This window comes from Rhodococcus sp. 05-2254-6, assembly GCF_002258565.1.
In the GTDB taxonomy this organism is placed as follows: Bacteria; Actinomycetota; Actinomycetes; order Mycobacteriales; family Mycobacteriaceae; genus Rhodococcoides.
Genome location: NZ_NOZF01000122.1, coordinates 17,593 through 43,311, shown reverse-complemented (window position 1 = coordinate 43,311; position 25,719 = coordinate 17,593). Strand labels below are relative to the sequence as shown.

General features: G+C 66.2%; 26 protein-coding genes and 1 pseudogene. 12 read left to right on the top strand and 15 right to left on the bottom strand.

The annotated features are described in order from the left end of the window. Positions 1 to 210: 210 nt before the first annotated feature. A complete protein-coding gene (locus CH256_RS15905) occupies positions 211 to 1,764 on the bottom strand; it encodes a glycoside hydrolase family 15 protein (RefSeq protein ID WP_373454833.1) in 1,554 nt (517 codons plus the stop codon). A gap of 139 nt (positions 1,765 to 1,903) precedes the next feature. After that, positions 1,904 to 2,638: pseudogene (locus tag CH256_RS15900) on the bottom strand (substrate-binding domain-containing protein); the annotation flags it as partial. A 409-nt stretch (positions 2,639 to 3,047) separates the two neighbouring features. Between CH256_RS15900 and CH256_RS15895 the strand changes: the two are divergent. From CH256_RS15895 to CH256_RS15870, 6 genes are read left to right on the top strand one after another with little or no spacing between them, the layout of a single operon-like run. Then, positions 3,048 to 4,061 carry a metal ABC transporter solute-binding protein, Zn/Mn family gene (locus tag CH256_RS15895; protein ID WP_068053783.1) on the top strand — a complete coding sequence of 338 codons (1,014 nt, stop codon included), beginning with the start codon at positions 3,048 to 3,050 and terminating at the stop codon, positions 4,059 to 4,061. Positions 4,062 to 4,092: 31 nt separating this feature from the next. Further along, on the top strand, positions 4,093 to 4,926 hold the full coding sequence (locus CH256_RS15890; protein WP_094640928.1) for a metal ABC transporter ATP-binding protein: 834 nt from the start codon (positions 4,093 to 4,095) through the stop codon (positions 4,924 to 4,926). Beyond that, positions 4,923 to 5,801, top strand: coding sequence for a metal ABC transporter permease (locus tag CH256_RS15885; RefSeq protein WP_094670030.1), 879 nt, complete (start codon positions 4,923 to 4,925; stop codon positions 5,799 to 5,801). The genes CH256_RS15890 and CH256_RS15885 overlap by 4 nt, the downstream gene beginning before the upstream one ends. Positions 5,802 to 5,811: 10 nt before the next feature. After that, positions 5,812 to 6,570 carry a LamB/YcsF family protein gene (locus CH256_RS15880; protein ID WP_094670036.1) on the top strand — a complete coding sequence of 253 codons (759 nt, stop codon included), beginning with the start codon at positions 5,812 to 5,814 and terminating at the stop codon, positions 6,568 to 6,570. Beyond that, positions 6,570 to 7,172, top strand: a complete 603-nt coding sequence (pxpB, locus tag CH256_RS15875) for a 5-oxoprolinase subunit PxpB (protein WP_094670029.1) — start codon at positions 6,570 to 6,572, stop codon at positions 7,170 to 7,172. Before CH256_RS15880 ends, pxpB begins: the two co-directional genes overlap by 1 nt. Then, complete coding sequence (locus CH256_RS15870; protein ID WP_068053772.1) at positions 7,169 to 8,023, top strand: biotin-dependent carboxyltransferase family protein; 855 nt, start codon at positions 7,169 to 7,171, stop codon at positions 8,021 to 8,023. The genes pxpB and CH256_RS15870 overlap by 4 nt, the downstream gene beginning before the upstream one ends. On the opposite strand, the gene CH256_RS15865 is transcribed toward CH256_RS15870, so the two are convergent. Next, positions 8,013 to 8,849 carry a shikimate dehydrogenase family protein gene (locus CH256_RS15865; RefSeq protein ID WP_094670028.1) on the bottom strand — a complete coding sequence of 279 codons (837 nt, stop codon included), beginning with the start codon at positions 8,847 to 8,849 and terminating at the stop codon, positions 8,013 to 8,015. The genes CH256_RS15870 and CH256_RS15865 overlap by 11 nt on opposite strands. Continuing rightward, positions 8,846 to 10,213, bottom strand: a complete 1,368-nt coding sequence (gene shiA, locus CH256_RS15860) for a shikimate transporter (RefSeq protein WP_068053766.1) — start codon at positions 10,211 to 10,213, stop codon at positions 8,846 to 8,848. Before shiA ends, CH256_RS15865 begins: the two co-directional genes overlap by 4 nt. Before the next feature lie 144 nt (positions 10,214 to 10,357). Here shiA and CH256_RS15855 point away from each other — a divergent pair, with 144 nt between their 5' ends. Continuing rightward, positions 10,358 to 11,131 (top strand): IclR family transcriptional regulator domain-containing protein, encoded by a 774-nt coding sequence (locus tag CH256_RS15855; protein WP_068053763.1) that lies wholly within the window; start codon positions 10,358 to 10,360, stop codon positions 11,129 to 11,131. Positions 11,132 to 11,133: 2 nt separating this feature from the next. Here CH256_RS15855 and rlmB read toward each other — a convergent pair whose 3' ends face one another. Genes rlmB through CH256_RS15830 form a run of 5 tightly spaced genes read right to left on the bottom strand, consistent with a single transcriptional unit; the run spans position 11,134 to position 15,184 of the window. Further along, on the bottom strand, positions 11,134 to 12,117 hold the full coding sequence (gene rlmB / locus CH256_RS15850; RefSeq protein WP_068053760.1) for a 23S rRNA (guanosine(2251)-2'-O)-methyltransferase RlmB: 984 nt from the start codon (positions 12,115 to 12,117) through the stop codon (positions 11,134 to 11,136). Then, positions 12,117 to 13,532, bottom strand: coding sequence for a cysteine--tRNA ligase (gene cysS / locus CH256_RS15845; protein WP_094670035.1), 1,416 nt, complete (start codon positions 13,530 to 13,532; stop codon positions 12,117 to 12,119). Before cysS ends, rlmB begins: the two co-directional genes overlap by 1 nt. Before the next feature lie 23 nt (positions 13,533 to 13,555). Continuing rightward, complete coding sequence (ispF, locus tag CH256_RS15840; protein ID WP_094640924.1) at positions 13,556 to 14,020, bottom strand: 2-C-methyl-D-erythritol 2,4-cyclodiphosphate synthase; 465 nt, start codon at positions 14,018 to 14,020, stop codon at positions 13,556 to 13,558. Beyond that, entirely contained in the window at positions 14,017 to 14,694 is a 678-nt protein-coding gene (gene ispD, locus CH256_RS15835; RefSeq protein WP_094670027.1) for a 2-C-methyl-D-erythritol 4-phosphate cytidylyltransferase, read from the bottom strand. The genes ispF and ispD overlap by 4 nt, the downstream gene beginning before the upstream one ends. A 1-nt stretch (position 14,695) precedes the next feature. Further along, positions 14,696 to 15,184: a CarD family transcriptional regulator gene (locus tag CH256_RS15830; RefSeq protein ID WP_027494344.1), complete on the bottom strand. Its 489-nt coding sequence runs from the start codon at positions 15,182 to 15,184 to the stop codon at positions 14,696 to 14,698. Positions 15,185 to 15,472: 288 nt separating this feature from the next. Between CH256_RS15830 and CH256_RS15825 the strand changes: the two genes are divergently transcribed. From CH256_RS15825 to disA, 3 genes are all read left to right on the top strand, one after another. After that, entirely contained in the window at positions 15,473 to 16,081 is a 609-nt protein-coding gene (locus tag CH256_RS15825; RefSeq protein WP_068053749.1) for a hypothetical protein, read from the top strand. Between the two features lie 43 nt (positions 16,082 to 16,124). Continuing rightward, a complete protein-coding gene (gene radA, locus CH256_RS15820; RefSeq protein ID WP_094670026.1) occupies positions 16,125 to 17,522 on the top strand; it encodes a DNA repair protein RadA in 1,398 nt (465 codons plus the stop codon). Between the two features lie 156 nt (positions 17,523 to 17,678). After that, positions 17,679 to 18,764: a DNA integrity scanning diadenylate cyclase DisA gene (disA, locus tag CH256_RS15815; protein ID WP_068053740.1), complete on the top strand. Its 1,086-nt coding sequence runs from the start codon at positions 17,679 to 17,681 to the stop codon at positions 18,762 to 18,764. Here disA and CH256_RS15810 read toward each other — a convergent pair. The 3 genes from CH256_RS15810 to CH256_RS15800 all read right to left on the bottom strand — a co-directional run bounded on the left by CH256_RS15810 (position 18,761) and on the right by CH256_RS15800 (position 21,123). Next, positions 18,761 to 19,633, bottom strand: coding sequence for an SCO6745 family protein (locus CH256_RS15810; RefSeq protein WP_094670025.1), 873 nt, complete (start codon positions 19,631 to 19,633; stop codon positions 18,761 to 18,763). The genes disA and CH256_RS15810 overlap by 4 nt on opposite strands. A 15-nt stretch (positions 19,634 to 19,648) precedes the next feature. After that, complete coding sequence (locus CH256_RS15805) at positions 19,649 to 20,404, bottom strand: hypothetical protein (protein ID WP_094670024.1); 756 nt, start codon at positions 20,402 to 20,404, stop codon at positions 19,649 to 19,651. A 92-nt stretch (positions 20,405 to 20,496) separates the two neighbouring features. Continuing rightward, on the bottom strand, positions 20,497 to 21,123 hold the full coding sequence (locus tag CH256_RS15800) for a carbonic anhydrase (protein ID WP_068053727.1): 627 nt from the start codon (positions 21,121 to 21,123) through the stop codon (positions 20,497 to 20,499). A gap of 90 nt (positions 21,124 to 21,213) precedes the next feature. Here CH256_RS15800 and CH256_RS15795 point away from each other — a divergent pair, with 90 nt between their 5' ends. After that, positions 21,214 to 22,098, top strand: a complete 885-nt coding sequence (locus CH256_RS15795) for an A/G-specific adenine glycosylase (RefSeq protein ID WP_094670034.1) — start codon at positions 21,214 to 21,216, stop codon at positions 22,096 to 22,098. Here CH256_RS15795 and CH256_RS15790 read toward each other — a convergent pair. Further along, positions 21,999 to 22,697, bottom strand: a complete 699-nt coding sequence (locus CH256_RS15790; protein WP_094670023.1) for a TetR/AcrR family transcriptional regulator — start codon at positions 22,695 to 22,697, stop codon at positions 21,999 to 22,001. The genes CH256_RS15795 and CH256_RS15790 overlap by 100 nt on opposite strands. Positions 22,698 to 22,775: 78 nt before the next feature. On the opposite strand from CH256_RS15790, the gene CH256_RS15785 reads away from it, so the two are divergent. Next, positions 22,776 to 24,140, top strand: a complete 1,365-nt coding sequence (locus CH256_RS15785) for an MFS transporter (protein ID WP_094670022.1) — start codon at positions 22,776 to 22,778, stop codon at positions 24,138 to 24,140. On the opposite strand, the gene CH256_RS15780 is transcribed toward CH256_RS15785, so the two are convergent. Both CH256_RS15780 and CH256_RS15775 read right to left on the bottom strand, forming a co-directional pair. Then, positions 24,134 to 24,943: an alpha/beta fold hydrolase gene (locus tag CH256_RS15780; protein WP_094670033.1), complete on the bottom strand. Its 810-nt coding sequence runs from the start codon at positions 24,941 to 24,943 to the stop codon at positions 24,134 to 24,136. The two genes, CH256_RS15785 and CH256_RS15780, sit on opposite strands and share 7 nt — an antisense overlap. 5 nt (positions 24,944 to 24,948) lie before the next feature. Then, positions 24,949 to 25,686, bottom strand: a complete 738-nt coding sequence (locus CH256_RS15775; protein WP_094670021.1) for an alpha/beta fold hydrolase — start codon at positions 25,684 to 25,686, stop codon at positions 24,949 to 24,951. Positions 25,687 to 25,719: the final 33 nt, after the last annotated feature.

Genomic DNA, 25,719 nt, shown 5'->3' with positions numbered 1-25,719 from the left:
ACCGGGTCGGGACCGGCATAGCCGCGGCGTTTCGCGGCCTGGAGCACGCGTTCGCGTGCCCCGGCCCTGGGATCAATGTGGATTCCAGTCACTCAGACTGCAACAAAGCCACATTGATCCCATGTCAGCCGAACCCGCATCGGGATGAATGTGGGTTTCAGTCAGTCTGAGTGCAACAAAGCCACATTGATCCAGAAGCGGGGGCAGGGGTCAGGCAGGCTCAGCGCTGAGCAATCTCGCGCAACGCAGCAGGCCCAGGTGACTGTAGGCCTGGGGATGGTTGCCTAGTGATCGTTCGGCGATGGGGTCGTATTCCTCACTGAGCAGTCCGGTGGGGCCTGCGGCACTGACGAGTTGAGCGAACAGTGCTTCGGCCTCGGCGCGTTGTCCCACCAAAAGGTAGGCCTCCACGAGCCAGGCGGCGCAGAGATGGAAGCCGCCCTCGCCGCCGGGCAGGCCGTCGTCGTGGCGGTAGCGGTAGACCGTCGAGCCGCTGCGCAGTTCGGCTTCGGTGGCAGTGACGGTGGCAGCGAAGCGGGGGTCTGCCGGGTCGATCAGTCCGGACAATCCGATGAACAGCGTCGCGGCGTCGAGGTCGGTGCCGTCGTACGCGGCGGTGAAGGACTGCACTTCCTCGTTCCAGCCGTTGGCGAGTACTTCCTCGCGGATGGTATTGCGCAACGATGCCCAACCGGGTTCTGTTGTACGACCGAAGGTTTCGGCCAGACCGATAGCGCGATCGACGGTGATCCAACCCATCACCTTGGAGTAGACGTGGTGCCGGGGGTTGTCTCGAATCTCCCAGATGCCGTGGTCGGGCTCGAACCAGCGACGCTCGACGGCCTCGACCATGGCGCGGACGAGTTCCCAATCGTCGTCGGACAGGCCGTTCTCGGACCCCTTGGCCTTGCGTGCGTGGGCGAGGGCGGACACCAGTTCGACGATGGGGCCGAAGACGTCGAGCTGAACCTGTTGATTCGCAGCATTTCCCACGCGCACCGGACGCGAGCCGGCATAGCCGGGCAGCTCGTCGATGACGGCCTCTGGCGGTAGACCCAGACCCCAGATGGTGTAGAGCGGGTGCAGACGCTCGGGGCCGGAGACCGACTCGAGTACCCCGTGAATCCAGGAGAGGTAGTTCTCGGCCTCGGCCGTCGAGCCGACGTCGACCAGCGCGGCTGCGGTCAGTGCGGCGTCGCGCAGCCAGCAGTAGCGGTAGTCCCAGTTGCGCACTCCGCCGATGTCTTCGGGTAGCGAGGTGGTGGCCGCGGCCATGATCGAGCCGGACTCCGCGTGGACGAGGCCGCGGAGGGTCAGTGCCGATCGCTTCATCAGATCGCGCTTGAGTGGCGGCAGGTCCAGGCCGTCGGCCCAGTCCTTCCAGTATGCCTCCGACGCGCGGCGACGCTCCACCTCGTCCCACGGATGCTCGCTCAGATCGTCTGTGCCGAGCCGCAATTCGAGAACGATCGGCCCGTTCGAGGGATCGACCTCGGCGTGCGCGGCCTGCTGCGAACCGTCGGACACGATGTTCCAGGTGACGCCGGGACTGCGCAGCACCATCGGATCTGCCGTACCGAGAATGCGCAGGCCGTCCACATCGGGTTCGAGTGAGGCCCAGGCCTTTCCGAACTCCGGACGCGGCGCGAAAGTCACCACGGCGGTGGCCTTGCCGGTGATGACGCGGGTCAGCGCGGTCTGGCCCTGGCCGATGTCGTGCGGCAGATAATCCGTGACCTGCAGGCTGGCCCACTTGGTCTGCACCGTCATCGTGCCGTCCACGTACTGCTGGCTCAACGGAAGCGATGGCGGGCGGTTGTTTCGGCGGCGGTCCGGCAGTTCGGCCGCGGAAGAGTTCGGTCGGCAGAGTTTCGGCGGCGACGATGCCCGAGTGCGAGGACGAGAGAACCAGTTTGCCTGCTCGACGGCCTTTTTCCTCGGCGTCCTGGCGCACAGTGGTGAGGTTTTCGCGGATGGCGTCGGAGATGCCGTCGAATCCGGTGACCGAGAGTTGGCTCGGCACATCGATTCCGGAGACCCGGGCGAAGTTGAGTGCACCGAGGGCAATGACGTCGGTGGTGCACAGCAGTGCGGTGGTCTCGCGGTTGGCCTGCAGTGCTTGGGCGGCGGCGGAGTGGCCGGAGCGAACGGTGTGGTCGAAGCGTTCGACGACGGTGAGGGTATCGGGGTCGAGTCCGGCGTCGATCATGGCGGCCTGAACTCCGGCGATGCGTTCGCGTTGGACGTGGAAGTGACTGTCCGCCAACCGCCCCGGGGGTACGACGCCATCGCGGCGGTCGCGTCCGAGACGCATGCACAGTACCGCGAGGTGTTCGTGGCCCAGCGCGATCAGATGTGCGGCAAGCATTTTCATCGCGCCGCGGTCGTCGATGGCGACGAGGGCGGCTTCGGGGATGTTGCGGGGCTGGTCGCACACGACGATCGGTAGGTGGCGCTCGCGCACGGCAGCGAGGTAGGGGTCGTCGTCGGCGACGGAGTAGACGACGAATCCGTCGACTCCGGCTTGTTGGACGACAGCGGCGGCTTGCACGTCGTCGCGTTCGGCTCCGGCGGGGATGAGCAGCAGGCCCTGTCCGGCGGCTTCGCAGGATTCGGCGAGTCCGGCGAGGAAGCTCATCGCGGCTGGGTCACGGAAGGAGTAACTGAGTGCTTCGGTGAGGAGCAGCCCGATGGCACCTGCTTTACGGGTGCGCAACGATCGGGCGACCGGGTCGGGACCGGCATAGCCGCGGCGTTTCGCGGCCTGGAGCACGCGTTCGCGAAGCTCCGGGGAGAGCTGATCGGGTCGGTTGTAGGCGTTCGAGACAGTGGTGCGAGAAACCTTGAGCTCGGCAGCGATCGACGCCAACGTCGCCTGACGTCGCGGTTCGCTTGACCTGGCCATAACCGGGACGTTAGTCCCACAACGCGGCGCAGAGAAACTCGAGGTCGCGTTCATCCGATTCGATCCGCCACCCCACTGCGCGCTAGAGTACAACGGTAACGGTTTCCATTAGCGTCAAGTTCCGCTCATCAGGAGTACATCGATGTCGTCCAACCATCGCGCGTCCCGGACCAAGCTCACGGCCGTACTGGGCCTGACCTGCGCCGCAGCGCTCACGCTCAGCGCGTGCAGCTCCACCGAATCCGCGAGCACCGAGTCCGCACCGGCCACCGCCGTCGACGGACCGATCACGATCGTTGCATCCACGAACGTGTGGGGAAGCGTCGCCGAGGCAGTCGCAGGCGACTTGGCGACAGTGACGTCGATCATCTCCGATCCCTCTGCCGACCCGCACTCCTACGAGGCCAGCCCGGCCGATGCTGCCGCCGTCGCCGAGGCTTCGCTGGTGGTCTACAACGGTGGCGGCTACGACGAGTTCATCGAGGACATCCTCGCCTCCGAGGGCCAGAACGTACCGTCCGTCGACGCTTTCACGCTGCTCGACGACAGCCATGATCACTCCTCCGACGAGCCCACCTCGGAAGCAGCAGCCGAACCGGCGAGCGAGGACGGCCATTCACACGGTGAGGTCAACGAGCACGTCTGGTACAACGCCGAGGTCGCCGCGCACACCGCCGAGGAGATCGCCGAGAAGCTCGGTCAGCTCGACCCCGACAACGCCGCGCAGTACACCGCCAACGCCGAGACCTTCCACGAGCAGGTCCACGCCATCACCGACGTGACCGCGCAGATCGCCGCTGATTTCCCGAATGCACCGGTGGCACAGACCGAACCGATCGCGCACTACCTCATCGAGGAATCCGATCTCGACGATCGCACCCCCGAGGACTTCAAGGATTCCATCGAGGAAGGCAACGATCCTTCGCCCGCTTCCATCGCTGCGACGCGAGATCTGTTCACGTCGAACTCGGTTCGCGCGTTGATCTACAACATCCAGACCGAGGATGCGGTCACCCAGGACATCCGTTCCACCAGCGAGGCGGCCGGCATCCCCGTCGTCGAGGTCACCGAAACGCTGCCTGCCGGCATGACGTATCTCGAATGGCAGACCAAGGCTGCAACGGATCTGCAGGCCGCGCTCACCACCGCCTCCTGACCCGAACCGGCGTGATGGAAAGCTGTAGTACATGCCTGCTGTAGAACTGCGCGATGCCGGACTGGCGTTCGGCGAGCGCACGCTGTGGCAGAACCTGGACCTGACGGTCGAGAAGGGTGAGTTCGTCGCCGTTCTCGGCCCCAATGGCTCGGGTAAGACCTCCTTGCTCAAAGTGTTGCTCGGCCAGAATCACCTCACGTCCGGCACCGCCGCGATCGACGGCAATCCCGTCCGTCGCGGCCAGTCGGGCGTCGGTTACATCCCCCAGCAGCGCAACATCGACGACGATCTGCCGCTGCGCGGACGCGACCTCGTGGGCCTCGGCTGGGACGGCCATCGGTGGGGCATGGGCCTGCGCGGCATACGAAGGCGCAAGGAGACGGTGCAGCGAGCGATCGATCAGGTCGACGCCAACTCGTTCGCGGGTGCGCCGGTCGGCTCGATGTCCGGCGGTGAGCAGCAGCGACTGCGCATCGCCCAGGCACTCGTCGGCGATCCGTCGGTACTGCTGTGCGACGAGCCCCTGCTCAGCCTCGACCTCGCCAACCAATCTCTCGTCTCGAGCCTCATCGATCGCCGACGGCGGGAGCACGAGACCGCCGTGTTGTTCGTGACGCACGAGATCAACCCGATCCTCCCCCTCGTCGACCGCATCGTCTACATCGTCGACGGCCGGTTCCGCATCGGAACTCCCGAGGACGTCATGACCACCGAGGTCCTCTCGGAGCTCTACGGCACCGAGGTCGAGGTCCTGAAGGTCCGCGGCCGGCTCATCGTCGTCGGAACCGGCGATTCCATCGATGCGCTCGGCTCGGCCGGCGCACACCACCCACCCGTGCCGCACGACAGAGAAGACAAGGCATGAACGAGAAGGTTCTCGACGCATTCTCGAAGATACTCGACTTCGACACCACCGCCAACCTGCTGACATACGACTTCGTCCAGCAGGCACTCATCGCGGCCGCCATTCTCGGGCTGCTCGCCGGTGCCCTCGGACCGTTGATCGTCAGCCGTCAGTGGGCGTTCGCCGTGCACGGATCCAGCGAACTCTCGCTCACCGGTGCGTCCGCAGCCCTGCTCGTCGGAATCACGGTGGGCCTCGGGGCCATCGTCGGATCCGTTGTCGCAGCGGTGATGTTCGCGCTGCTCGGCAGCAAGGCCCGCGACCGCGACTCGGTCATCGGCGTCATCATGTCCTTCGGCCTCGGCCTGTCGGTGCTGTTCATCTGGCTCTACCCCGGCCGAACCGGAACCAGCTTCTCGCTGCTCATCGGCCAGATCGTCGGCGTCGGACAAAGCGGTATCCAGCTGCTGCTGGTCTGCGCGGTGCTGGTACTGATCGTGCTGACCGTCGTCTACCGGCCGCTGCTGTTCGCCAGCACCGACCCCGAGGTGGCGCTGGCCCGCGGCGTTCCCGTTCGTGCCCTCTCGGTCGTGTTCGCCGTACTCGTCGGCGTCGCTTGTGCATTGGGCGTCCAGATCGTCGGCGCACTGCTGGTGCTCTCGCTGCTCATCACCCCGGCTGCCGCTGCCGCGCGAGTGACGGCCAGCCCGCTCAAGGCGACTCTGCTGTCCATTCTGTTCGCCGAGGTCGCCGCCGTCGGAGGCATCCTGCTCTCCCTCGCCCCGGGCCTGCCGGTCTCGACGTTCGTCACCACCATCTCCTTCGTCATCTACCTCGTCTGCCGCGCCATCGGCGGAACCCGCAAGGCCAATTCCGGACGGCTCGTCGCCGCCTAGGATGTCGAGGGTGACGTCCATCGATCTCAACGCCGATCTCGGCGAAAGCTACGGTGCATGGACTCTCGGCGACGACGACGCGATGCTCGCCCTGGTGTCGAGCGCCAACGTTGCATGCGGCTTCCATGCCGGTGATCCCACCACTCTGCTGAGTACGTGCCGTTCGGCCTCGAACGCAGCCGTGCGGATCGGAGCGCAGGTGGGGTACCACGACCTCGCCGGGTTCGGCCGACGCTTTCTCGACGTCTCCCCCGCCGACCTCACTGCCGACGTGATCTATCAGATGGGTGCACTCGACGGCCTCGCCCAGGTCGCCGGATCGGCCATCGCCTACGTCAAACCACATGGGGCGCTGTACAACGCGATCGTGCACCATCACGGCCAGGCCAAGGCCGTCGTCGACGCCGTCCTCGCCTACGACCCCACGCTGCCGGTACTGGGGCTCCCCGGTTCGATCTTCCTCGAAGAAGCCGAACGAGCCGGACTACGCACCGCCGCAGAGGCTTTCGCAGACCGCGCCTACACCCCGCAGGGAACGTTGGTGTCCCGCTCGGAACCCGGCGCAGTACTGTCCGATCCCGACGCCGTCGCCCAGCGTGTATTGACCATGATCACCGACGGCACCGTGCAAGCGGTGGACGGCTCCAGAATCGACGTTCGGGCCGAATCGATCTGCCTGCACGGCGACTCCCCCGACGCGGTCGCGATGGCCACTGCCGTCTCGGAGTTGCTCCGCGCCAACGACATCGATATCACCGCTTTCGTCTGATGCGCATCCTCTCTGCCGGCGAGGGTGCAGCACTCGTCGAATTCGACGGACTGAACGAGACGATGGCGTATTACCGTGCGCTCACGCTGGACCCACCGGCCGGCGTCGTCGATCTGGTTCCCGCTGCTCGGACCGTGCTGGTGATGTTCGACGGGCCGAAGCAGCCGATACTGGACTGGATCGCGGCAGTGTCACCCGCCGTGACGACCGATGGAGATCACTCGGAGACCGTCACGATCCCGGTTGTCTACGACGGCGAGGATCTCGACGAGGTGGCCCGTCTGACCGACATGTCCACCACGGAGGTCGTTGCGGCACATGTCGATCAGACGTGGACCGTTGCGTTCGGCGGTTTCGCGCCCGGCTTCGGCTACCTCGTCGGCACCGACGCGCGGCTACACGTTCCGCGGCGCTCGTCGCCGCGCACCAGCGTCCCAGCCGGTTCGGTGGGCCTGGCAGGTGAGTTCTCGGGTATCTATCCGCGCTCCTCGCCGGGCGGTTGGCAGCTGATCGGACGCACCGACGCACCACTCTGGAACCTCGACCGCGACCCACCGGCGCTGCTCCGGCCCGGCACCACCGTCCGATTCGAGCAGGCATGAGAGCCCTCACCGTTCTGCAGACGGGACCGCTGTGCACCGTGCAGGATCGCGGTCGCCCGGGGCATGCGTCGATCGGGGTCGGTCGCTCGGGGGCGGCAGACCTGCTCTCGCACGATGCAGCGAACAGGCTGGTGGGCAACACTTCCGAGGCCGCAACACTGGAAGTGACGTTCGGTGGGCTTAAGGTCCGCGCCGAGTTCGACGCGATCGTGGCCGTCACCGGGGCGCACGTGGTCTGCCGCGTGGACGGTGCGGAGCAGGGTCTGTACTCGACCATCCTCCTCCGAGCCGGGCAGGAACTGGAGCTGTCCACGCCAACAAGCGGTCTACGTAGCTACCTGGCGGTGCGGGGCGGGATCGGCGTTCCTACCGTCCTCGGCAGTCGGTCGACGGACACGATGTCCGGTCTCGGCCCGGCTGTGGTCTCCCCCGGTACCGCCCTGCCCGTCGGGAACGACAAAGCCGAGTGGCCTGCAGCAGAGTTCGTTCCACCGCCCGCGTGGCCCGACACACTGCGCATCACCTTCGGTCCACGTGCAGACTGGTTCACCGCGCGCGCCCGATCGATTCTGCTCGAGCAGTCGTGGACCGTCACGCAGGATTCCGATCGCGTCGGAATCAGGCTGGACGGTGCCGAACCCTTGCGCCGCACGAGAGACGACGAATTGGCCAGTGAGGGAATGGTTCTGGGTGCGCTTCAGGTTCCGCCGTCCGGGCAGCCGGTGCTGTTTCTCGCCGACCACCCCGTCACGGGCGGTTATCCGGTGATCGCGGTTGTCACTGCGGCAGACGTCTCCGCAGCCGCGCAGCTGACGCCGGGAACACAGATACACTTCCGCGCTATCGGTTGATCCCGGCTGCAGCGGGGCAGATCTCACGCATGCTGCGACGCAGTGCATCCGACATCCGATCAGGTAGGCCGAGCGGGCGAACCATGGCGTCGGCCTGGTGGAACAGGTGCGTCCATCCGTCGATCAGTTCGATTCCTCGGTCCGCCGCGTAGGACTCGGCGGCATTGCGCGTGTCGGCATAGACGAAGTCGTACACCGTCGCCGTTGGCCCGAGTTCACCTGCACCCCAAGCCAGTTGATCTTCCGAGCCGTCGCGGCCGATCGGGGTCGCGTTGATCACCAGGTCGTAGCACTCCAGATCCACAGCTCGATCCGACCAGTCGACGACCGAGGCGGAACCGTCGTACCCGTCGAGTTCGCCCACGAGACCTTCCGCCGCACGACTGTCGACATCCGAGACCACCAGCCTCTCGATGTGGCCCTGTAGCGCGAACGCGGCCGCATGCGCGGCGCCACCTGCTCCGAGCAGGAGCGCCGAGCCGAAGGTACGTCCCGAGGTCGCCGCTCGCACCGCCGCGATGTCGGTGTTCATGGCGAACAGCGCACCCGATCGCAGGAACAACAGATTCGCCACCCCCGACACCACCACATCGGGATCCGCCTCGTCGGCAACCGTTGCAGCCCAATGCTTCCAGGGCATGGTCACGTTCGCGGCATCGGTACGGCCGCCCCGCAGGGCATCCTCGACATCGGGTAGGTCGGCAACGTCGGCGACCTCCCAGGCGTCGTAGCGGGAGGGCACGTCGGCGATCTCGAACGCACGCGTCCACAGCGCGGGTGACATCGCGGTGGACGCGTGCGAGCCGACCAGGGTCAGTGAGCTCATACCGACTTCGAGACGCGCTCTGCAACAACGGCTTCTGCTGCAGGGGCGGCCTGATCGGAGATGGAGGTGACATCCGAGGAGCCCATGTTCTTCATCAGTGCTGCGACCACGGCCGAGATTATGCAGCCCAGGGCCAGGTACGCCGCGACGTAGTGCCAGGAGCCGTCGTTCCAGCTGACCAGAGCGGCTGCGATGAAGGGGGTGAAGCCACCGGCGATCGCGCTGGCGACCTGATAGCCCACACCTGCTCCGCTGTAGCGCAGTTCGGGGCCGAACATTTCGGTGAACAGCGGCTGCTGCACCGAGACCACCATGTCGTGCGAGACATTGACCAGGATGACGGCGAGGATCACGATGGCGACGACCGAGGCTGCCTGCAGGGACAGGAAGAAGGGTACGGCCGCCAGTGCGCCGACGACGGCACCGGTGACGAAGATCGGCTTGCGGCCGAAGCGGTCGGCGATGGCCGCGTAGGTCGGGATGCTCAGGATGCCGATGGCACCGACCAGCAGCGCGACGTTGAGCATGAACTGACGCTCGTAGCCGAGTTCGTTGACGGTGTAGCTCAGGGCAAACGTGGTGACGATGTACATGGTGAACAGCTCGGCCATGCGCAGCGCGATGATCTTGAGGAAGGAACCGGGGTGCTCGGTGATCGCCTGGATGACCGGCAGCTTCTTCTTCTCGCCGCTCTCCTCGACCGCCTGCTCGAACACCGGCGATTCTTCGACACCGGATCGGATCCACAGGCCGAACAGCACGAGGACGGCGCTGGCCAGGAACGGTACGCGCCAGCCCCAGCTGGTGAATGCGTCGTCGCTGAGCAGGTTGCTCATGATGGTGACCGCGCCGGTCGCGAGGATGAGACCGACGGAGTAGCCGACCTGGACGCCGCTGCTGTAGAACGCCTTCTTCTTCGCCGGCGCACTTTCGACGGCCATCAGCGATGCGCCGCCCCATTCGCCACCGACCGCAAAGCCCTGGATCGCACGCAGCAGCACGAGCAGTAGCGGCGCGAACCAACCGATCGACTCGAAGTTGGGAACCAGGCCGATCAACGCGGTTGCGACGCCCATCAGCAGCATCGTCCAGATCAGCATGCGCTTGCGCCCGAGGCGGTCACCGAAGTGGCCGAAGAAGATCCCGCCGAGAGGACGGAAGAGGAAGCCGACGCCGAAGGTGGCGAACGCGGCCATCACGCCGACCGCGGGCGAGACGCTCGGAAAGAACTGGGAGTTGAACACCAGCGCGGCGATGATGCCGTACAGCAGGAAGTCGTACCACTCGACCACGGCACCGACGAAGCTGCCGATGGCAGCCTTCCGTGCTCTGGATCCGTCCGCGACTGCGACGTCAACGTTCACTTGTCGGCCCTTCGATTTTGTGCGTATAGCGCACAGTTGTTTGTTATTCGCACAACTGTAACCAGATGCGCCATCTGTGGTCAAGACCACAAGCACCGAGCGATGTGATGCGGCGCGAACAGAGCAATGAGGCAGACTCGAACCATGACGGCCGAGATCGCTCCCGACGACCAACGCCCCGCCTGGTTCGTGCAGTCACTCGAACGCGGCCTGAGCGTGCTGCAGTGCTTCGACGACGCGCACCCGGCCCGCACCCTCACCGAGGTCGCCGAGGCCGTCGGAGTCACCCGAGCGACCGCCCGTCGACTGTTGCTGACGCTGGCAGAACTGGGATTCGTCCGCCAGGACGGCCGTCAGTTCACCCTCACCCCGCGGGTGATGAATCTGGGTTTCTCGTTCCTGTCCGGCATGGACCTACCCCGTCTGGCGGAACCCCACATCGAGGCGCTCGCACGGCAATTGGGCGAAACGACCTCGGTGGCCATTCTCGACGGATTCGACATCGTCTATGTCGCGCGCGTTCCGTCCTCGCGCATGTTGCGGGTCGTCATCACGCTGGGCACTCGATTCCCCGCGCACGCGACGTCATCGGGTCGAGTGCTGCTCGCGGCCCTCCCCGAGAGCGACCTCGAACGCTATTTCACCGACGCCCCCATCGAAGCTCTGACCCCGCGCACGCTCGTGGATCGAGATGCACTGCGCGCCGAGATCACTCGGGTGCGCAACGCCGGCTGGTCCGAGGTGGTCGACGAACTGGACGTCGGAATGCGTGCTGCCGCAGTGCCGTTGCGTAACAGCAACGGCACCGTCGTGGCAGCACTGAACACGTCACTGCACGCGAAGAACTACAGCGCCACGGACATGGTCGATATCGTCGTTCCCGCGATGCACGAGACCGCAGGCCGCATCAGAACGTAGAACTACCCGCGACGCTGCCGCGCGATGTCGGCCAATACGACGCCCGCCGCGACGGATGCGTTGAGCGATTCCACCGGGCCGGCCATCGGGATCGACAGGATGTGGTCGCAGGTCTCGCTGACCAGACGCGAGAGGCCCTTGCCCTCGGACCCGACGACGATGACCACCGGGCCCTTGCCGTCGAAGGTGTCGAGTTCGGTGTCGCCGCCTGCGTCGAGGCCGACGACGGTCACGCCCTTGGACTGCCAATCCTTCAGTGTGCGAGTCAGATTGACTGCTCGTGCAATCGGCAGGCGAGCTGCCGCGCCGGCACTGGTTCGCCATGCCACTGCGGACACGCTCGCGCTGCGTCGCTGCGGGATCACGACGCCGTGGCCGCCGAACGCCGCCACCGATCGCACGACGGCACCGAGGTTGCGCGGGTCGGTGATGTTGTCGAGCGCGACGAGCAGTGCGGGTTCCTGGTGCGTGCGCGCGTTCGAGATCAGATCGTCGGGGTGCGCGTAGCGGTACGGCGGCACCTGCAGGGCCAGACCCTGGTGCAATCCGTTGGCGCTGAGCTTGTCCAGATCGGAGCGGGGAACTTCGAGGATGGAGATCCGCGCATCGCCTGCACGCTGCACGGCTTCCTTGAGCCGATCGTCGCTGTCGGTTCCGACGGCAACCCACAGTGCAGTGGCGGGCACGCCTGCACGCAGGCACTCGACGACCGGGTTGCGACCGAGCACCACCTCGGGACCGTCTTCGGCCTTGCGTCCGGCCGGTCGTCCACCCGCGCGGCCACCGGTGTTACCGCCACGGTTCTGGGCAGACTTCTCGGCGAGCTTGGCCCGACGCGCGGCGGGGTGCTTGGTGCGCTCGGAGGCGGGAGGCGTCGCGCCGCGGCCTTCGAGACCCTTCCGACGCTTGCCGCCCGATCCGGCGACCTGCCCCTTCTTGGTGCCGTCCTTGCGGATCGCGCCGCGCCTACTCGAATTGCCTGCCATCACAAACCTGCTTCGTCGGTCTTGCTCGTACCCAGCGACCATTCGGGCCCGTTGGGTGTATCTGTCACGTCTACTCCGGCCTCGGCCAGTCTCGTCCGTATCTCGTCTGCGGCGGCCCAGTCCTTGGTCGCCTTCGCCGTTGCTCGACGCTCCAGCTCGGCCTCGACGAGGACGCCGAGGGCACCGAGAGCTGCTGCGTCGGAACCGCTGTCGCTGGCCCAGTGCGGATCGAGTGGGTCGACACCGAGGATGTCGAGCATCGCCCGGACACTGCCTGCGTGCTCCACCGCTGCCGGTAGGTCACCGGATTCGAGTGCAGTGTTGCCGAGAGTGACGGTCGCGTGAATCTCGGCCAACGCCTTGGGAACCGAGAGGTCGTCGTCGAGGGCTTCGGCAAATCCGGCGGTCCACTTACCCAGCGGCACTTCGCCGGCACGTTCGACGGCTCGTCGAACGAACCCTTCGATACCCCGGTAGGTCACGGCCGCGGTGTCGAGCGCAGTGTCGGAGTACTCCAGCATCGAACGATAGTGCGCGCCACCGAGATAGAACCGAAGTTCTTGCGGCCGAACCTTTTTCAACACATTGGGTACCGAGAGCACGTTGCCGAGAGACTTCGACATCTTCTCGCCGCCCATCGTCACCCAGCCGTTGTGCAGCCAGTACCGCGAGAAGCCGTCACCGGCCGCCATGGACTGGGCCCGCTCGTTCTCGTGGTGCGGGAACACCAGATCCATTCCGCCGCAGTGGATGTCGAAATCCGGCCCGAGGTAGTTCTCCGCCATCGCGGAGCATTCGAGGTGCCAGCCGGGCCGTCCGGGGCCCCACGGCGTCGGCCACGACGGCTCACCCGGTTTCGCGCCCTTCCACAGCGTGAAATCGCGAGGGTCGCGTTTGCCCTCGGCGACGCTCTCGCCCTGGTGCACGTCGTCGAGCTTGTGACCGGACAGCGCGCCGTAGCTCGGGAAGCTCTGCACGTCGAAGTAGACGTCACCGCACTCGTCGGCGTAGGCATGGCCGCGTTCGATCAGTCGCTCGATCATCTGGACCATCTGGGTGATGTGGCCGGTGGCGCGTGGCTCGGCCGACGGCGGAAGTACGCCGAGTCGGTCGTACGCCCAGGTGAAGGACCGCTCGTACGTCGCAGCCCATTCCCACCACGGCCGGCCGGCGTCGCGCGCCTTGTTCAGGATTTTGTCATCGATGTCGGTGACGTTGCGAACGAAGGCGACGTCGTAGTCGTGCGCCAACAGCCAGCGGCGCAGTACGTCGAACGCGACGCCACTGCGCACGTGACCGATATGAGGTTCACCCTGCACCGTCGCCCCACACAGGTACACCGATGCATGGCCAGGGACCAAGGGGGTGAATTCCCGCAGGGCCCTCGTCTCGGTGTCGTGTAGGTGAAGGGTCACGACCAGCAATGCTACCGGTGGTTTTACCTCGTCATGACAAGTGCGGTCGCGATGGCCGCGATTCCTTCGCCCCGACCGGTCAGCCCGAGCCCGTCGGTGGTGGTCGCAGACACCGATACCGGCGCTCCGAGTACCCGCGAGAGGACTTCCTGGGCCTCGGCGCGGCGCGGTCCGATCTTGGGCCTGTTGCCGATGATCTGCACCGCAGCGTTGCCGATCGCGAATCCATCGGCGTCGAGCAGGCGTTTGACCTCGGTCAACATGGCAGCTCCACTGACCCCGTCCCATTCCGGACGCCCCGTCCCGAACACCGATCCGAGATCGCCCAGTCCGGCCGCGGACAGCAACGCGTCGCACAGGGCGTGGGAGGCGACATCGCCGTCGGAATGCCCGTCGAGTCCGTCCGCGTCGTCGAACAGCAATCCGGCCAGCCAGCAGGGCCGGCCGGGGGCGATGGGGTGCACATCGGTACCGATGCCGACTCTCATGAATCGCCTCTCGTCAGTGCCTCGGCCAGCAGCAGGTCGAGGGGGGTGGTGATCTTGAACGCGAGGGCGTCACCGACGATGGTGTGCACGGTCTCGCCGATGCGCTCGACCAGGCCCGCGTCGTCGGTGGAGATGTCGGTGGTCGCGTCGTACGCGCGGCGCAGGACGTCGGCGTCGAACCCCTGCGGGGTCTGTACCGAGCGCAGGCTCGCGCGGTCCGGGGTACCCACCACTGCGCCCATGATGTCGACTTCCTTGATGGTGTCGACGACCGGGAGAACCGGGATGACGGCGGAGCGGCCGGCGCGCACCTCGGCCACCACGCGGGCGATCAGCGTCGGTGGGGTGAGGGCGCGGGCGGCATCGTGGACGAGAACGACGGCTGCGTCGCCGACGGCGGCGAGACCGGCGCGCACCGAATCGGTGCGCTCGAGGCCTCCGGCAACGACGGTGACGTCGTCGCCGACATGACGGCGGGCCGCGTCGAGCAGCTCGGCCGGCACGATGACGACGATGCGGTCTACGGCACCCGACGCCCGGAGGCCGTCGACGGACCGCGTCAGGAGAGAGTCCGTACCCAGACAGACGAATGCCTTCGGCTCGTCGTATCCGAGCCGAAGGCCTTTGCCTGCAGCGGGTACCAGGGCGACCACGTCGCCGGAAGTACCGTTCACTCTAGGAAGCTGTAGCGAGAACTTCGTCGAGCATGGTGTCGGCCTTGGCCTGGTCGGTTCCTTCGGCCAGTGCCAACTCGCCGACCAGAATCTGCCGTGCCTTGGCGAGCATGCGCTTCTCGCCTGCCGACAGTCCGCGGTCCTGCTCGCGCCGCCAGAGATCACGGACGACCTCGGCAACCTTGTTCACATCACCGGAAGCGAGCTTCTCCAGGTTGGCCTTGTACCGGCGCGACCAGTTGGTGGGCTCTTCGGTGTGCGGCGCGCGGAGCACCTGAAAGACTTTGTCGAGACCTTCTTGCCCGACGACGTCGCGAACGCCTACGTACTCGGCGTTGTCCGCGGGAACTCGAACGGTGAGGTCGCCTTGCGCGACCTTGAGAACCAGATACTCTCTCGGTTCACCCTTGATGGTGCGTGTCTCTATCGCTTCGATCAGCGCCGCTCCGTGATGGGGGTAAACGACGGTGTCTCCGACCTTGAAAATCATGTGACAAGTGCCCCTTTCGATTTATCCAGAATACCACGGCCCATATCAACGGTGCAGGTCAGGGGCATAGCGGTGCCGAATCAGGGGTTGACACAGAGGATTCGACATGTATTCGACGCCACATTTTCGGTCGGTTCGTTCCACTGTCTCCACTCCCGACAGGCACCCTCACCTGGCGTCATCGGGCCGTCGGCAGACCCCACGAGCGGCCGGTGGACCAGAACTACTACTCTGCCTAGTGGACGAGAAGGACCGAGCCGGCCCGGCACCACATGGAGGACGACCGAAGTGACTGCAATCGACGCTGCGACACCGCTTGGCCGCCATCGCAGGACGGCCGCCGCCCTCGCTCTTCTCGCCGGTGGCGCGCTCGCCCTCACCGCGTGCGGCGCAGGTCAGATCTCCCAGACGGCCACTCAGGTCGCCGCGGTCAACGGTAACTCCGCCGACGTCGGAGACATCCAGCTCCGCAACGTGCACGTGGTGTACCCCACCTCCGAGGAGTACAGCATCGAGCCCGGCGGCACCGTCGAGCTCGGCTTCACGGCCATCAACGCCAACACGAGTGTGGCCGACGAGCTGACCGGCATCTCCTCCCCCGAGGCACAGGTCACCATCGTCGACGAGGCGGAAGCGGGCAGCAACGAGATCGCTCCGCAGACCGCGCTCGGCGCAGGTTCGCCCGCAGACGTTCAGCTCGACGATCCGCTGCTGCCGATCCAGCTGATCAAGGTCGAGATGGCCGACATCTCCGAGAACGTTCGACCGGGCCTGACGCTGCCGGTCACGTTCGAGTTCGCGAACGCGGGCGAGGTCGTCGTCAACGTTCCCGTCGATGCCGGTATCGAGCTCGAGCGCGACCCGTCCGCGGTCACCGAGCACAGCGAAGGCGAATAACCGCCGCCCCGATCCTGTCGGTGCCGATCGTTAGGCTGCCGACGTGGTCAAACTGAAGTCGAGCTACCGCTGCTCTGCGTGCCGTCACTCGGTCTCGAAGTGGGTCGGTCGCTGTCCCGAATGCGGTGACTGGGGCTCGATGGAAGAGGTCCAGGCCACTGCGGCTCCGCTCGCGACGCGGGCAGGCGCATCGTCCCTTCGTTCGGGCGGCGGAGCCATGATTCCCAGCACGCCCGCTGCGGCTCTGACGACCATCAGCAGTGCCACCTCGCAGGCCAACACCACCGGGATCGACGAGTTCGATCGCGTGCTCGGTGGCGGCCTCGTTCCAGGTTCGGTCGTCCTCCTTGCCGGCGAACCCGGAGTCGGCAAATCGACGCTGCTGCTCGAGGTGGTGCACCGATGGGCCCGCTCGGCACCGGATCGACGCGCGCTCTACGTCACGGGCGAGGAGTCGGCGGGGCAGGTACGGTTGCGTGCCGATCGCACCGGCGCGGTACACGAACGCGTCTTCCTCGCCGCCGAGTCCGACCTCGCCACCGTCTTCGGCCACGTGGAGCAGGTCAAGCCCAGCCTGCTGATCGTCGATTCGGTCCAGACGATGCTCGCTGCGGACGTCGACGGTGTCATCGGCGGCGTCACCCAGGTTCGCGCCATCACCAGCGCGTTGACCACGTTGGCCAAGACCACCGGCGTCGCGGTACTGCTCGTCGGGCACGTCACCAAGGAAGGCGCGGTGGCCGGTCCGCGATCTCTCGAGCATCTCGTCGACGTGGTGCTCAACTTCGAGGGCGACAAGCACTCCACACTGCGGATGATTCGGGGCGTCAAGAACCGGTTCGGGGCCTCCGACGAGGTGGGTTGCTTCGAGCTCCGCGAGACCGGCATCGTCGGCATCAGTGATCCGTCCGGGTTGTTCCTGCATCATCGGAACGACGCCGTGCCCGGCACCGCCGTCACCGTCACGATGGACGGCAAACGGCCGCTGTTGGCCGAGCTGCAAGCGCTGATCGTCGACACCGCGATGCCATCGCCCCGGCGCGCGGTCAGCGGGCTCGATCACGCCCGCGTCGCGATGATCCTGGCCGTGCTGGAACGTCGCTGCGGCGTCAAGGTGTCCAAGGCGGAGGTCTACGCGGCGACGGTCGGCGGGATGCGCACCAGCGAACCGTCCGCCGATCTCGCGCTCGCCGCGGCGGTGGCCTCGGCGGTTCGCGATCAACCACTTCCCGCGGGCATGGTGATTCTGGGCGAAGTCGGCCTGGCCGGAGAGGTGCGCCGCGTCGCCGGGCTGGGTCGCCGTCTCGCCGAGGCCGCCCGATTGGGGTTCAACTACGCCATCGTCCCCGAGGACGCAGGTCCCATACCCGACGGCATCAAGGTCAAGACCGTCACCAACGTCGGCGAGGCGTTGACCTACACGCGTATGCGGCCCGTATGACACCGGGCGGTATTCTTTGTCCGACCGCCCGCATGTAGCAGCGCAGTATCCTTTGCCTGGCTGCCTGCACGTGGCAGCGCAGTACTCTTTGTTTCGCACGCACAGAAATTCGCAGCCCGCGCCGTAGCCGCTGCCAAGACACGAGGGGGTTGGCCGATGGAGGGCACCACGCCGTCCCCAGCGTTGCGCGAGACGATCGCCCGGCTCGCACCGGGAACCGCACTGCGCGACGGTCTCGAGCGAATCCTTCGCGGCCGCACCGGCGGGTTGATCGTCCTCGGCTACGACGACGAGGTCGAGGCGATCTGCGACGGCGGGTTCGAGCTCGATGTCGAGTTCGCCCCCACCCGGCTTCGCGAACTGTCGAAAATGGATGGCGCAGTAGTGCTTTCGACCGACGGCAAGCGCATCGTCCGATCCAACGTTCAGCTGGTCCCCGACCACAAGATTCCCACCGTCGAATCCGGTACCCGGCACCGCGCCGCCGAGCGAACCGCCATGCAGACCGGCTATCCCGTCGTCTCGGTGAGCCAGTCGATGAGCATCGTCAGCGTCTACATCGGTGGCATCCGGCACGTCGTGGAAGGCTCGGCAACCATTCTCTCGCGCGCCAATCAGGCCGTCGCGACTCTCGAACGCTACAAGGCCCGGCTCGACGACAACACCCGTCAACTCTCGGTGGTGGAGATCGAGGACTTCGTGACACTGCGCGACGCCCTCACCGTCGCGCAGCGCCTCGAGATGGTGCGGCGAGTGTCGGTGGAGATCGAGCAGAACGTCCTCGAACTCGGCACCGACGGCCGCCAGCTCGCTCTTCAGCTCGAAGAGTTGTTGGGCGACAACGACGTCGATCGCCAACTGATCGTGCGTGATTACCTGGCCGGCAACGAACCGTCGAGCACCACCGGAGTGGAGAAGGCGCTCGCCGCACTGGACAAGTTGACCGACGTCGATCTGCTGGATCTGACGACGCTGGCCCGCGCTTTCGGATATCCCGCGACCATAGAGGCCCTCGACACCCCGATGAGTCCCCGTGGGTACCGGGTACTCACCCGAGTTCCGCGGTTGCAGTTCAGCCAGATTCACCGACTGGTCGGCGCGTTCGGCACTCTGCAGGGGTTGCTCGCGGCCACCGCAGCCGACCTGCAGTCCGTCGACGGTATCGGTGGACTCTGGGCTCGCCACATCCGCGAAGGCCTGTCCAGACTGGCCGAGGCCTCGATCTCGGGACCCTACGACTAGGACGCCTTCTTCGTTCCGGGGAGGAAGCCTGCGTCGATCACGGCCTTCACGTACGGTCGTGCGCTGGTGATCAACTGATCGGCGTCCTCGACGTCTCGCCATACGGCCGACGCCATCATGTCGGTCCTATCCTCGATGTGCCGATCGAGAGCGAGTCCGTCCTCGGTCAACGTCTCGCCGTCCGCCGAAGTGGTGAGCAATCCGCGAGTGGCGAGTCGTTCTGCAGCAGAGCCCCATTCGCTCTCGGACCACTGCCGGGTCAGCTGCGTGATGCGCTTGCCGAGTGCTCGACGGCCGGGCTGCGGGGTCGTGCGGTCGGCCTCGTGGAAGACGGCGGCTTCCGTCGGGTCGAGTTCTGCGTCGATCAAGGCGGCGAGGTGACCGTCGCCGCGCCACTCGCGTAGGACGGTGATCGAGTGCCAGAGCGCGAGATGCGGTACGTCGGGGTGCTCGGCCGCATGCCACGCTGCGGCGAGTGGCCGACCGGCGAACGAGGTTGCGTCGCCGATGACGCGGAGACGATCTGCGAGCGTGGTCAGGCCGGGGTCGGCGGCAAGCGAACCCAGCGCGGTGCCGAGGACGGAATCGAGCAGTGTCCACCGGCGATTCGACACCGAGTCCAAACCGACGGCAACAGCGGCCGGCCAGGCGCGTTCGATGAGCACCGGGTTGAAGTTGTAGAACGCCGCTGCGACGACACTCGGCGCGCACGGACCCATCGGGGCAGCTCGAGCCCCGACGTACCAGGCATGACCGTCGAGACCGGTGTCCTCGTATGCCGCACCCAGTTCAGGGTTGAAGTACGCGGTGACGTGGAAGGGCTCGAATGTCTTGTAGGCGGAGCGGGCGAGTGCGGGCGAGGTGGTCATGAGATTCGACCGTACTCAGCCGGTGATGTTGAAGGGCTCCGGCACGCTCTTGAGCTCGCCGAGCTGGGCGATCGCCTGGTAAGCACCGACGCCGACGGGAATGCGCTCTTCGCCGCAGCCGGGTACCGAGTTGGTGCCGGACCACTTGACGGTGAAGCCGGCCTGCTCGCCGGGCTTGAAGGTACGCAGATCCGACGCGGCGTTGGGGAAGCAATCGACGTTGGACCAGATGCGCTGATTGTCGAGGGTGTAGACGAGCGCCTGCTGCAATCCGGCACCGACGTCACGCTGGCATTCGGTGGAGCCGATGTTGGTGATGACCACGGTGAACACGGGCTCTTCACCCAGACGGTACGTGGCCTTCTCCGGCGTCACCTTGATTGCGAGCGATTGATCCGGGCACTGGTTGGAGATCACCGGGGCCGGAGCGCCGCTGGTGGTTGCCGCCGCTCCGCCACCGGCAGCGGAGTCGGTCGCTCCACCGGAGCCACCGGAGCCACCGGAGCCACCGGATCCGCCCGCACCGTCGCCGGAGCCGCCCGAACCGCCGGAATCGGCGTCGGTGGCAGACGAGCTGGGTGACGGCAGGGCCGAAGTCGTTGCCGGAGCCGCAACGACGCCCGCGGGAGCAGCCTCGGTGTCGTCGGAACCGCCACTGAGCGAGGCGATGAACCACACGATCAGTCCGAGGACGACAACGGCCGCACCGATGGCGAGAGCGCGGCGTCGCCAGTAGATTTCGGGAGGCAAAGGCCCGGTCGGTTCCAACACGAATCAACCGTATGCGGCCGGAGCCACGCTATCCCTGAGCCCGCGCGGCGTGTCGCGTCGGCGACCTCACCGAGGTTGGGGTTCGAGTCGGTTCAGGCGGGCATTTCGCCGATGTCGCCGATGACCTCACGCAACTGCGCATGACCCTTCGACAGCTGGTAGGTGAGGCCGACGATCGCGAGTTCCCCGGCTTCGACCTTCTCGGCGACGATCCGCGACCGCTGCATCAGCAGATTGCCGGTCTCCTCGACGTGGCGTGCCTCGAACTCGTCGACAGCCTGGTAGCCGTCGCGGCGGGCCGAGAGCACCGACGGGGTGACGCGTTCGACGACGTCGCGGATGTAGCCACCGGGCACGTCGCCACTCTCGAGGGCGTCGACGGTCGCCTTGACTGCACCGCAGTGATCGTGGCCGAGCACCACGATCAGCGGCGCGTTCAGCACAGCGACGCCGTACTCGATGGAGCCGAGCACCGCGGAGTCCACCACGTGACCGGCGGTACGCACGACGAACATGTCGCCGAGGCCCTGGTCGAAGATGATCTCGGCAGCAACACGCGAGTCGGCGCAGCCGAAGAGGATGGCACTGGGGTGCTGAGCACTCTCGAGGCGGGCACGATCCTCGATGCCCTGCGACGGGTGCAGGACCTCTCCGGAGACAAACCGTTGGTTGCCTTCCTTGAGGGACTTCCAGGCAGCGATCGGATTCGAAGCAGGCATGAGTCTCATTGTGCACGTGGATCGAGTTACCGGCGAGTCGGGTTGACTACTGTTGGGACCGATCACAGACACGACGAGAAGGGCGACCAGTTGCCGATCGATGCCGACGCTCTGCTCGGGTGGTTCGACACCGACGGACGCGATCTGCCGTGGCGACGACCCGGCGTCAGCGCATGGCAGATCCTGATGAGCGAGATCATGCTGCAGCAGACGCCGGTGGTGCGGGTCGCGCCCATCTGGGAGCAGTGGGTGCAGCGTTGGCCGGTCCCGTCTGCGATGGCCGCGTCCTCTCAGGCCGAGGTGCTCCGCGCGTGGGGCAAGTTGGGTTATCCGCGTCGAGCACTGCGATTGCACGAGTGCTCCCGCGTGCTCGCCGAGGAGTACGGCGACGAGGTGCCCGGAGACGTCGAAACACTGTCGGGCCTGCCGGGCATCGGGGCCTACACCGCGCGCGCAGTGGCGTGTTTCGCCTACGGCCAGCGAGTTCCGGTGGTCGACACCAATGTTCGACGCGTCGTCGCGCGTGCGTTGCACGGCAACGCCGAGCCTGGAAATCCCTCCAACACAAGGGATCTCGCCGACGTCGAACAGCTGCTCCCGGAGAACGTCCCGCGGGCCGCCCGCTACTCGGCGGCGTTGATGGAACTGGGCGCGCTGATCTGCACGGCCAAGAATCCGGCATGCCTGCTGTGCCCGCTCCCGGAGTGCGCCTGGATCGAGGCCGGCAGGCCCGCGCACACCGGGCCTGCCAAGAAGGTCCAGAAGTTCGCAGGCACGGATCGTCAGGTTCGAGGCAAGCTCATGTCGGTGCTACGCGAGAGCACCGGCCCCGTCGAGCGGGCACAACTCGACATCGTCTGGCCCACCGACCCGACTCAACGCGACCGAGCTCTCGATTCACTGCTGACCGACGGCTTGATCGAACAAACGGAGTCGGGATTGTTCGCCCTCGCAGGTGAGGGTTCGGACGGCTGACTTCCGACGGCTGCGTCGAACCACGTTCTGCCGAGCAGCAATCGGTCCACCAGATCGGCCGCCTCGATCTCGTCGATCTGCCCGACCATCGTCATCGTTGCCAAACCGTGCAACGCGGACATGAGTAGTCGAGCCTCCGCGACTGCGTCGATCCGATCCGAGCCGCTCTCCGCTGCGGCGTCGCCGATCATGCCGGCCAGAACCGATTCCAACACAGCAAGATTGGCGCGATACGCGGTCTGAGCCAGGTCAGGTTCCCGTATCGCCAGGGATGCGAACGACACTCCCAGCCGATGGAAGCGCCGGCCCTCGTCGTCTGTCGGCAACACCGAACGGGCGAACATCTGCAGGCGTCGAGCTGCCGACGTGTCGGCGATCGCATCGATCCGGGATCGAGAGTCCGCGTAGCCGCGCTCGGAGAAGCGCGTCAGAACGGCGTCGAGCAGCCCTGCCTTGGAGCGGAAGTAGTACTGAACCAGACGCAGCGACACCCCAGCTGCCGCGGCGGCGCTCCGCATCGTCAGCGCCTCCAGCCCATCGACGGTCGCGACCCGCTCTGCGGCCGCCAGAATCTGCTCTCGTCGATCTTCGCCGGCCATCTTCCGCCCACCTTCCACTGTTTGATACAACTGTATCAAGCGACTGCTATACACCTGTACCAACCGAGGGAGTCGAGCATGACACGGGAGCGTTCGTGGGGCGTCCTGGCCGTTGCGTGCCTGGCCCAGTTGCTGGTGGTGCTCGACTCCTCGGTCGTCAACATCGCTCTGCCCCAGATCGCCCGAGCACTGAGCATCGACGATCGAGACGTGCAGTGGGTCGCCAGCGGCTACACCGTCGCGTTCGCGGCGGCCCTGCTCGCCGGAGCCCGCGCAGCCGACACCCGGGGCATCCGCGGGGTTTTCCTCTTCGGCGTTTCCCTGTTCGTCGCCGCCAGCGTGGTCGGCGGACTGGCCCCGACCGGATGGGTGCTGGTGGCCGCACGTGTCGTCCAAGGCCTGGCGGCAGCGGTCGTCTCATCCGCGACGTTCACTCTGCTGACCGTCACCTACGCCGAGGGACCCTTGCGCACACGTGCAGTCGCGGTGTGGACGGCAGTGAGCGTTGCCGGCGGCGGAATCGGCAACATCGTGGGCGGTGCGCTGACCGAATACGTTTCGTGGCGATCGGTGCTGCTGATCAACCTGCCCATCGGCATCGTCCTGCTGATATCGGCTCGTCGATACCTCGACGTTCGGCGAGTGGGCACCGAGGCGCATCGGCCCGGGCTCGACATCATCGGTGCGGCCTTCGGAGCATTGGCCCTCGGCGCGTCCACCGTGGCGGTCACCCGACTCGGAGCCGGCGACTCGCAAGCGTTGTCCCTGTCGACGGCCGTTCTCGCCGTGGCCGGATCGATCGGATTCGTACTCCGACTGCGTCGATCGGCAGCACCACTGATCCCGTTGCGGCTGTTCGCCGATCGCACCGTGGTCGCGGGAAATCTGCTGACACTGCTCACCGGTGCGGTGTTCCAGATACCGATCTGGTTGTACCTGACCTTTCAGATGCAACAACGCCTGCAGCTCTCCCCATTGCAGGCGGCGGTGGGGTTCTTGCCGCTGACCACCGCTCTCGTGGTGGTCGGCATCGGCGTCACTCCGCGTCTGATGCGCAGATGCCCCTCGCACCTGGTTGCCGCTGCCGGCGCGACCCTGGCCGCCGCCGGCCTGCTCGGCCTCGCTGCGGCCTCGAACTCGCAGGGCTACTTCGCGGCAGTAGGGCTACCTGCGATTCTGATCGGACTCGGCGGCGGTCTGCTCAACACCCCGCTGGCCACGGCGGTGACCAGCGGGGTGACGAACTCCGACGCCGGGGCCGCGTCGGGATTGATGAACACGTCCAAGCAGTTCGGTGGCGCGATGGGGTTGGCACTGCTCACCATCGTCGCCGGGCTCACGGACTTTCGATTCGCCTACTCGGCGATGGCAGCGGCGATGGCGCTGACTGCGGCGTGCTCTGTGGTCTTCCTCCGCACACCGTCATCGAAAGTTCGCTACTGAGCGAGAAATTCGACGAGAGTCGCGTTGACTGCGTCGGGGCGTTCGAGGTAGCCGAAATGACCGGTATCGGCGATTTCGACGTATCGAGCACCAGGTATCGCGTCGGCGACGTCGCGGCACTGCTGCACGGGGATCATGCGGTCGTCGGCGAATCCGATCACCAGAGATTTCGCCCTGATTGCCCGGTATGCGGCCAATCGATCTGTCCCCGCTCGCATTTCGAGTCCGATCTGCGCTCGCATGCCCGCCGTCTTCTTGCCGCCCGAGTATTCGAGGATCGCCAGCCAATCACCGATCGCGCTGTCGTCGGCCAGCGTCTTGGGCGAGAAGTTCTGCATTGCAGTCATCGCAGCCCGGTACGACGCGGGTAGTTCGACCCCGGCGTCGTGAAGGTCCCTCTCGCCCTTCGACATCTGCGCACGAAAGGTGGTGGTCTTGCCGAACGTGGCCATCATCACTGCATGCGACACCAGATCCGGCCTGGCCAAGGCCAATTCCTGGGTAACGCGGGCCCCCATGGAGGTGCCGACGACGCGTGCTGCGCTGCCACCGAGGTGCTCGACGAGGGCAGCGGTGTCGGCGACCAGGTCGTCGAGTGTCATCCCGCTCGCACACTCGGAAGACGGTGCGATTCCGCGATTGTCGAACGTGACGACCCGGTACCCCTGCTTCACCAGGACCGGGACCTGATGGGTTCGCCAGACTCGTCCCGGGCTTCCGGTGCCCATCACCAACACCACGAGCGGGCCGTCGCCGGTGACGTCGTAGTTGAGGTCGATTCCGTTGAGCTTCGCGAGCGGCATTCGGATCATCTTAGTGCGCGCAGGAACTCCTCGACCGCCGTGCGATACCGCTGGGGAGCCTCGTCGTGAATCAGGTGGGCCGCCTTCTCGATCCGAACGTGAGTCGATCCGGGCTTGTCCGAGTGCATCTGCCGCATCTGACCGACCGGGGTGATGGTGTGCTCACCTTCGATCAGCAACACCGGAGCGGTGACGGCCTCCCACTCGTCCCAGAAATGCCGCGTCCCCCATTCCTGCGAGATCGACTCGAAGAAGTCCACCTCGCCGTGCAATCGCCAGCCGTCTTCGCTGCGAACGAAAGAGTCCAGAAAATATTGTCCCGCAACATCTCCGAAGAATGCGAGTACTGCGTCGGCGTCGGGAAAAGGCTGGGGCCAGGCCCGCATCATCGTGGCCCAGTCGTCTGCGGTGCGGCCCCGAAAGTCCGGGGCGATGTCCTCGACCACGAGCGCAGTCACCAGGTCCGGTCGCTGCGCGGCTGCACACCACCCGTGCAGCGCGCCCATCGAATGACCGATCAGCACGCTGGGACCCAGCCGGTCGAGATGCTCGAGCAGGTCGGCCACGAAGTACTCGGTGGTGGGCTCCGGCGGCGGAGGGCGACGATGCCCCGGTGCGTCGTAGGTGTGCACGTGCCCGAATTGTCGAAGCCACGGAACCTGCCTACGCCAGGTGGCGGCACTGCCCATCAGCCCGTGCAGCAGCAGAATCGAACGGCCGGATCCACCCTCGTCGTAGAGCATCACCGCCGAGCATAACGGCGGAGTAATCTCGCG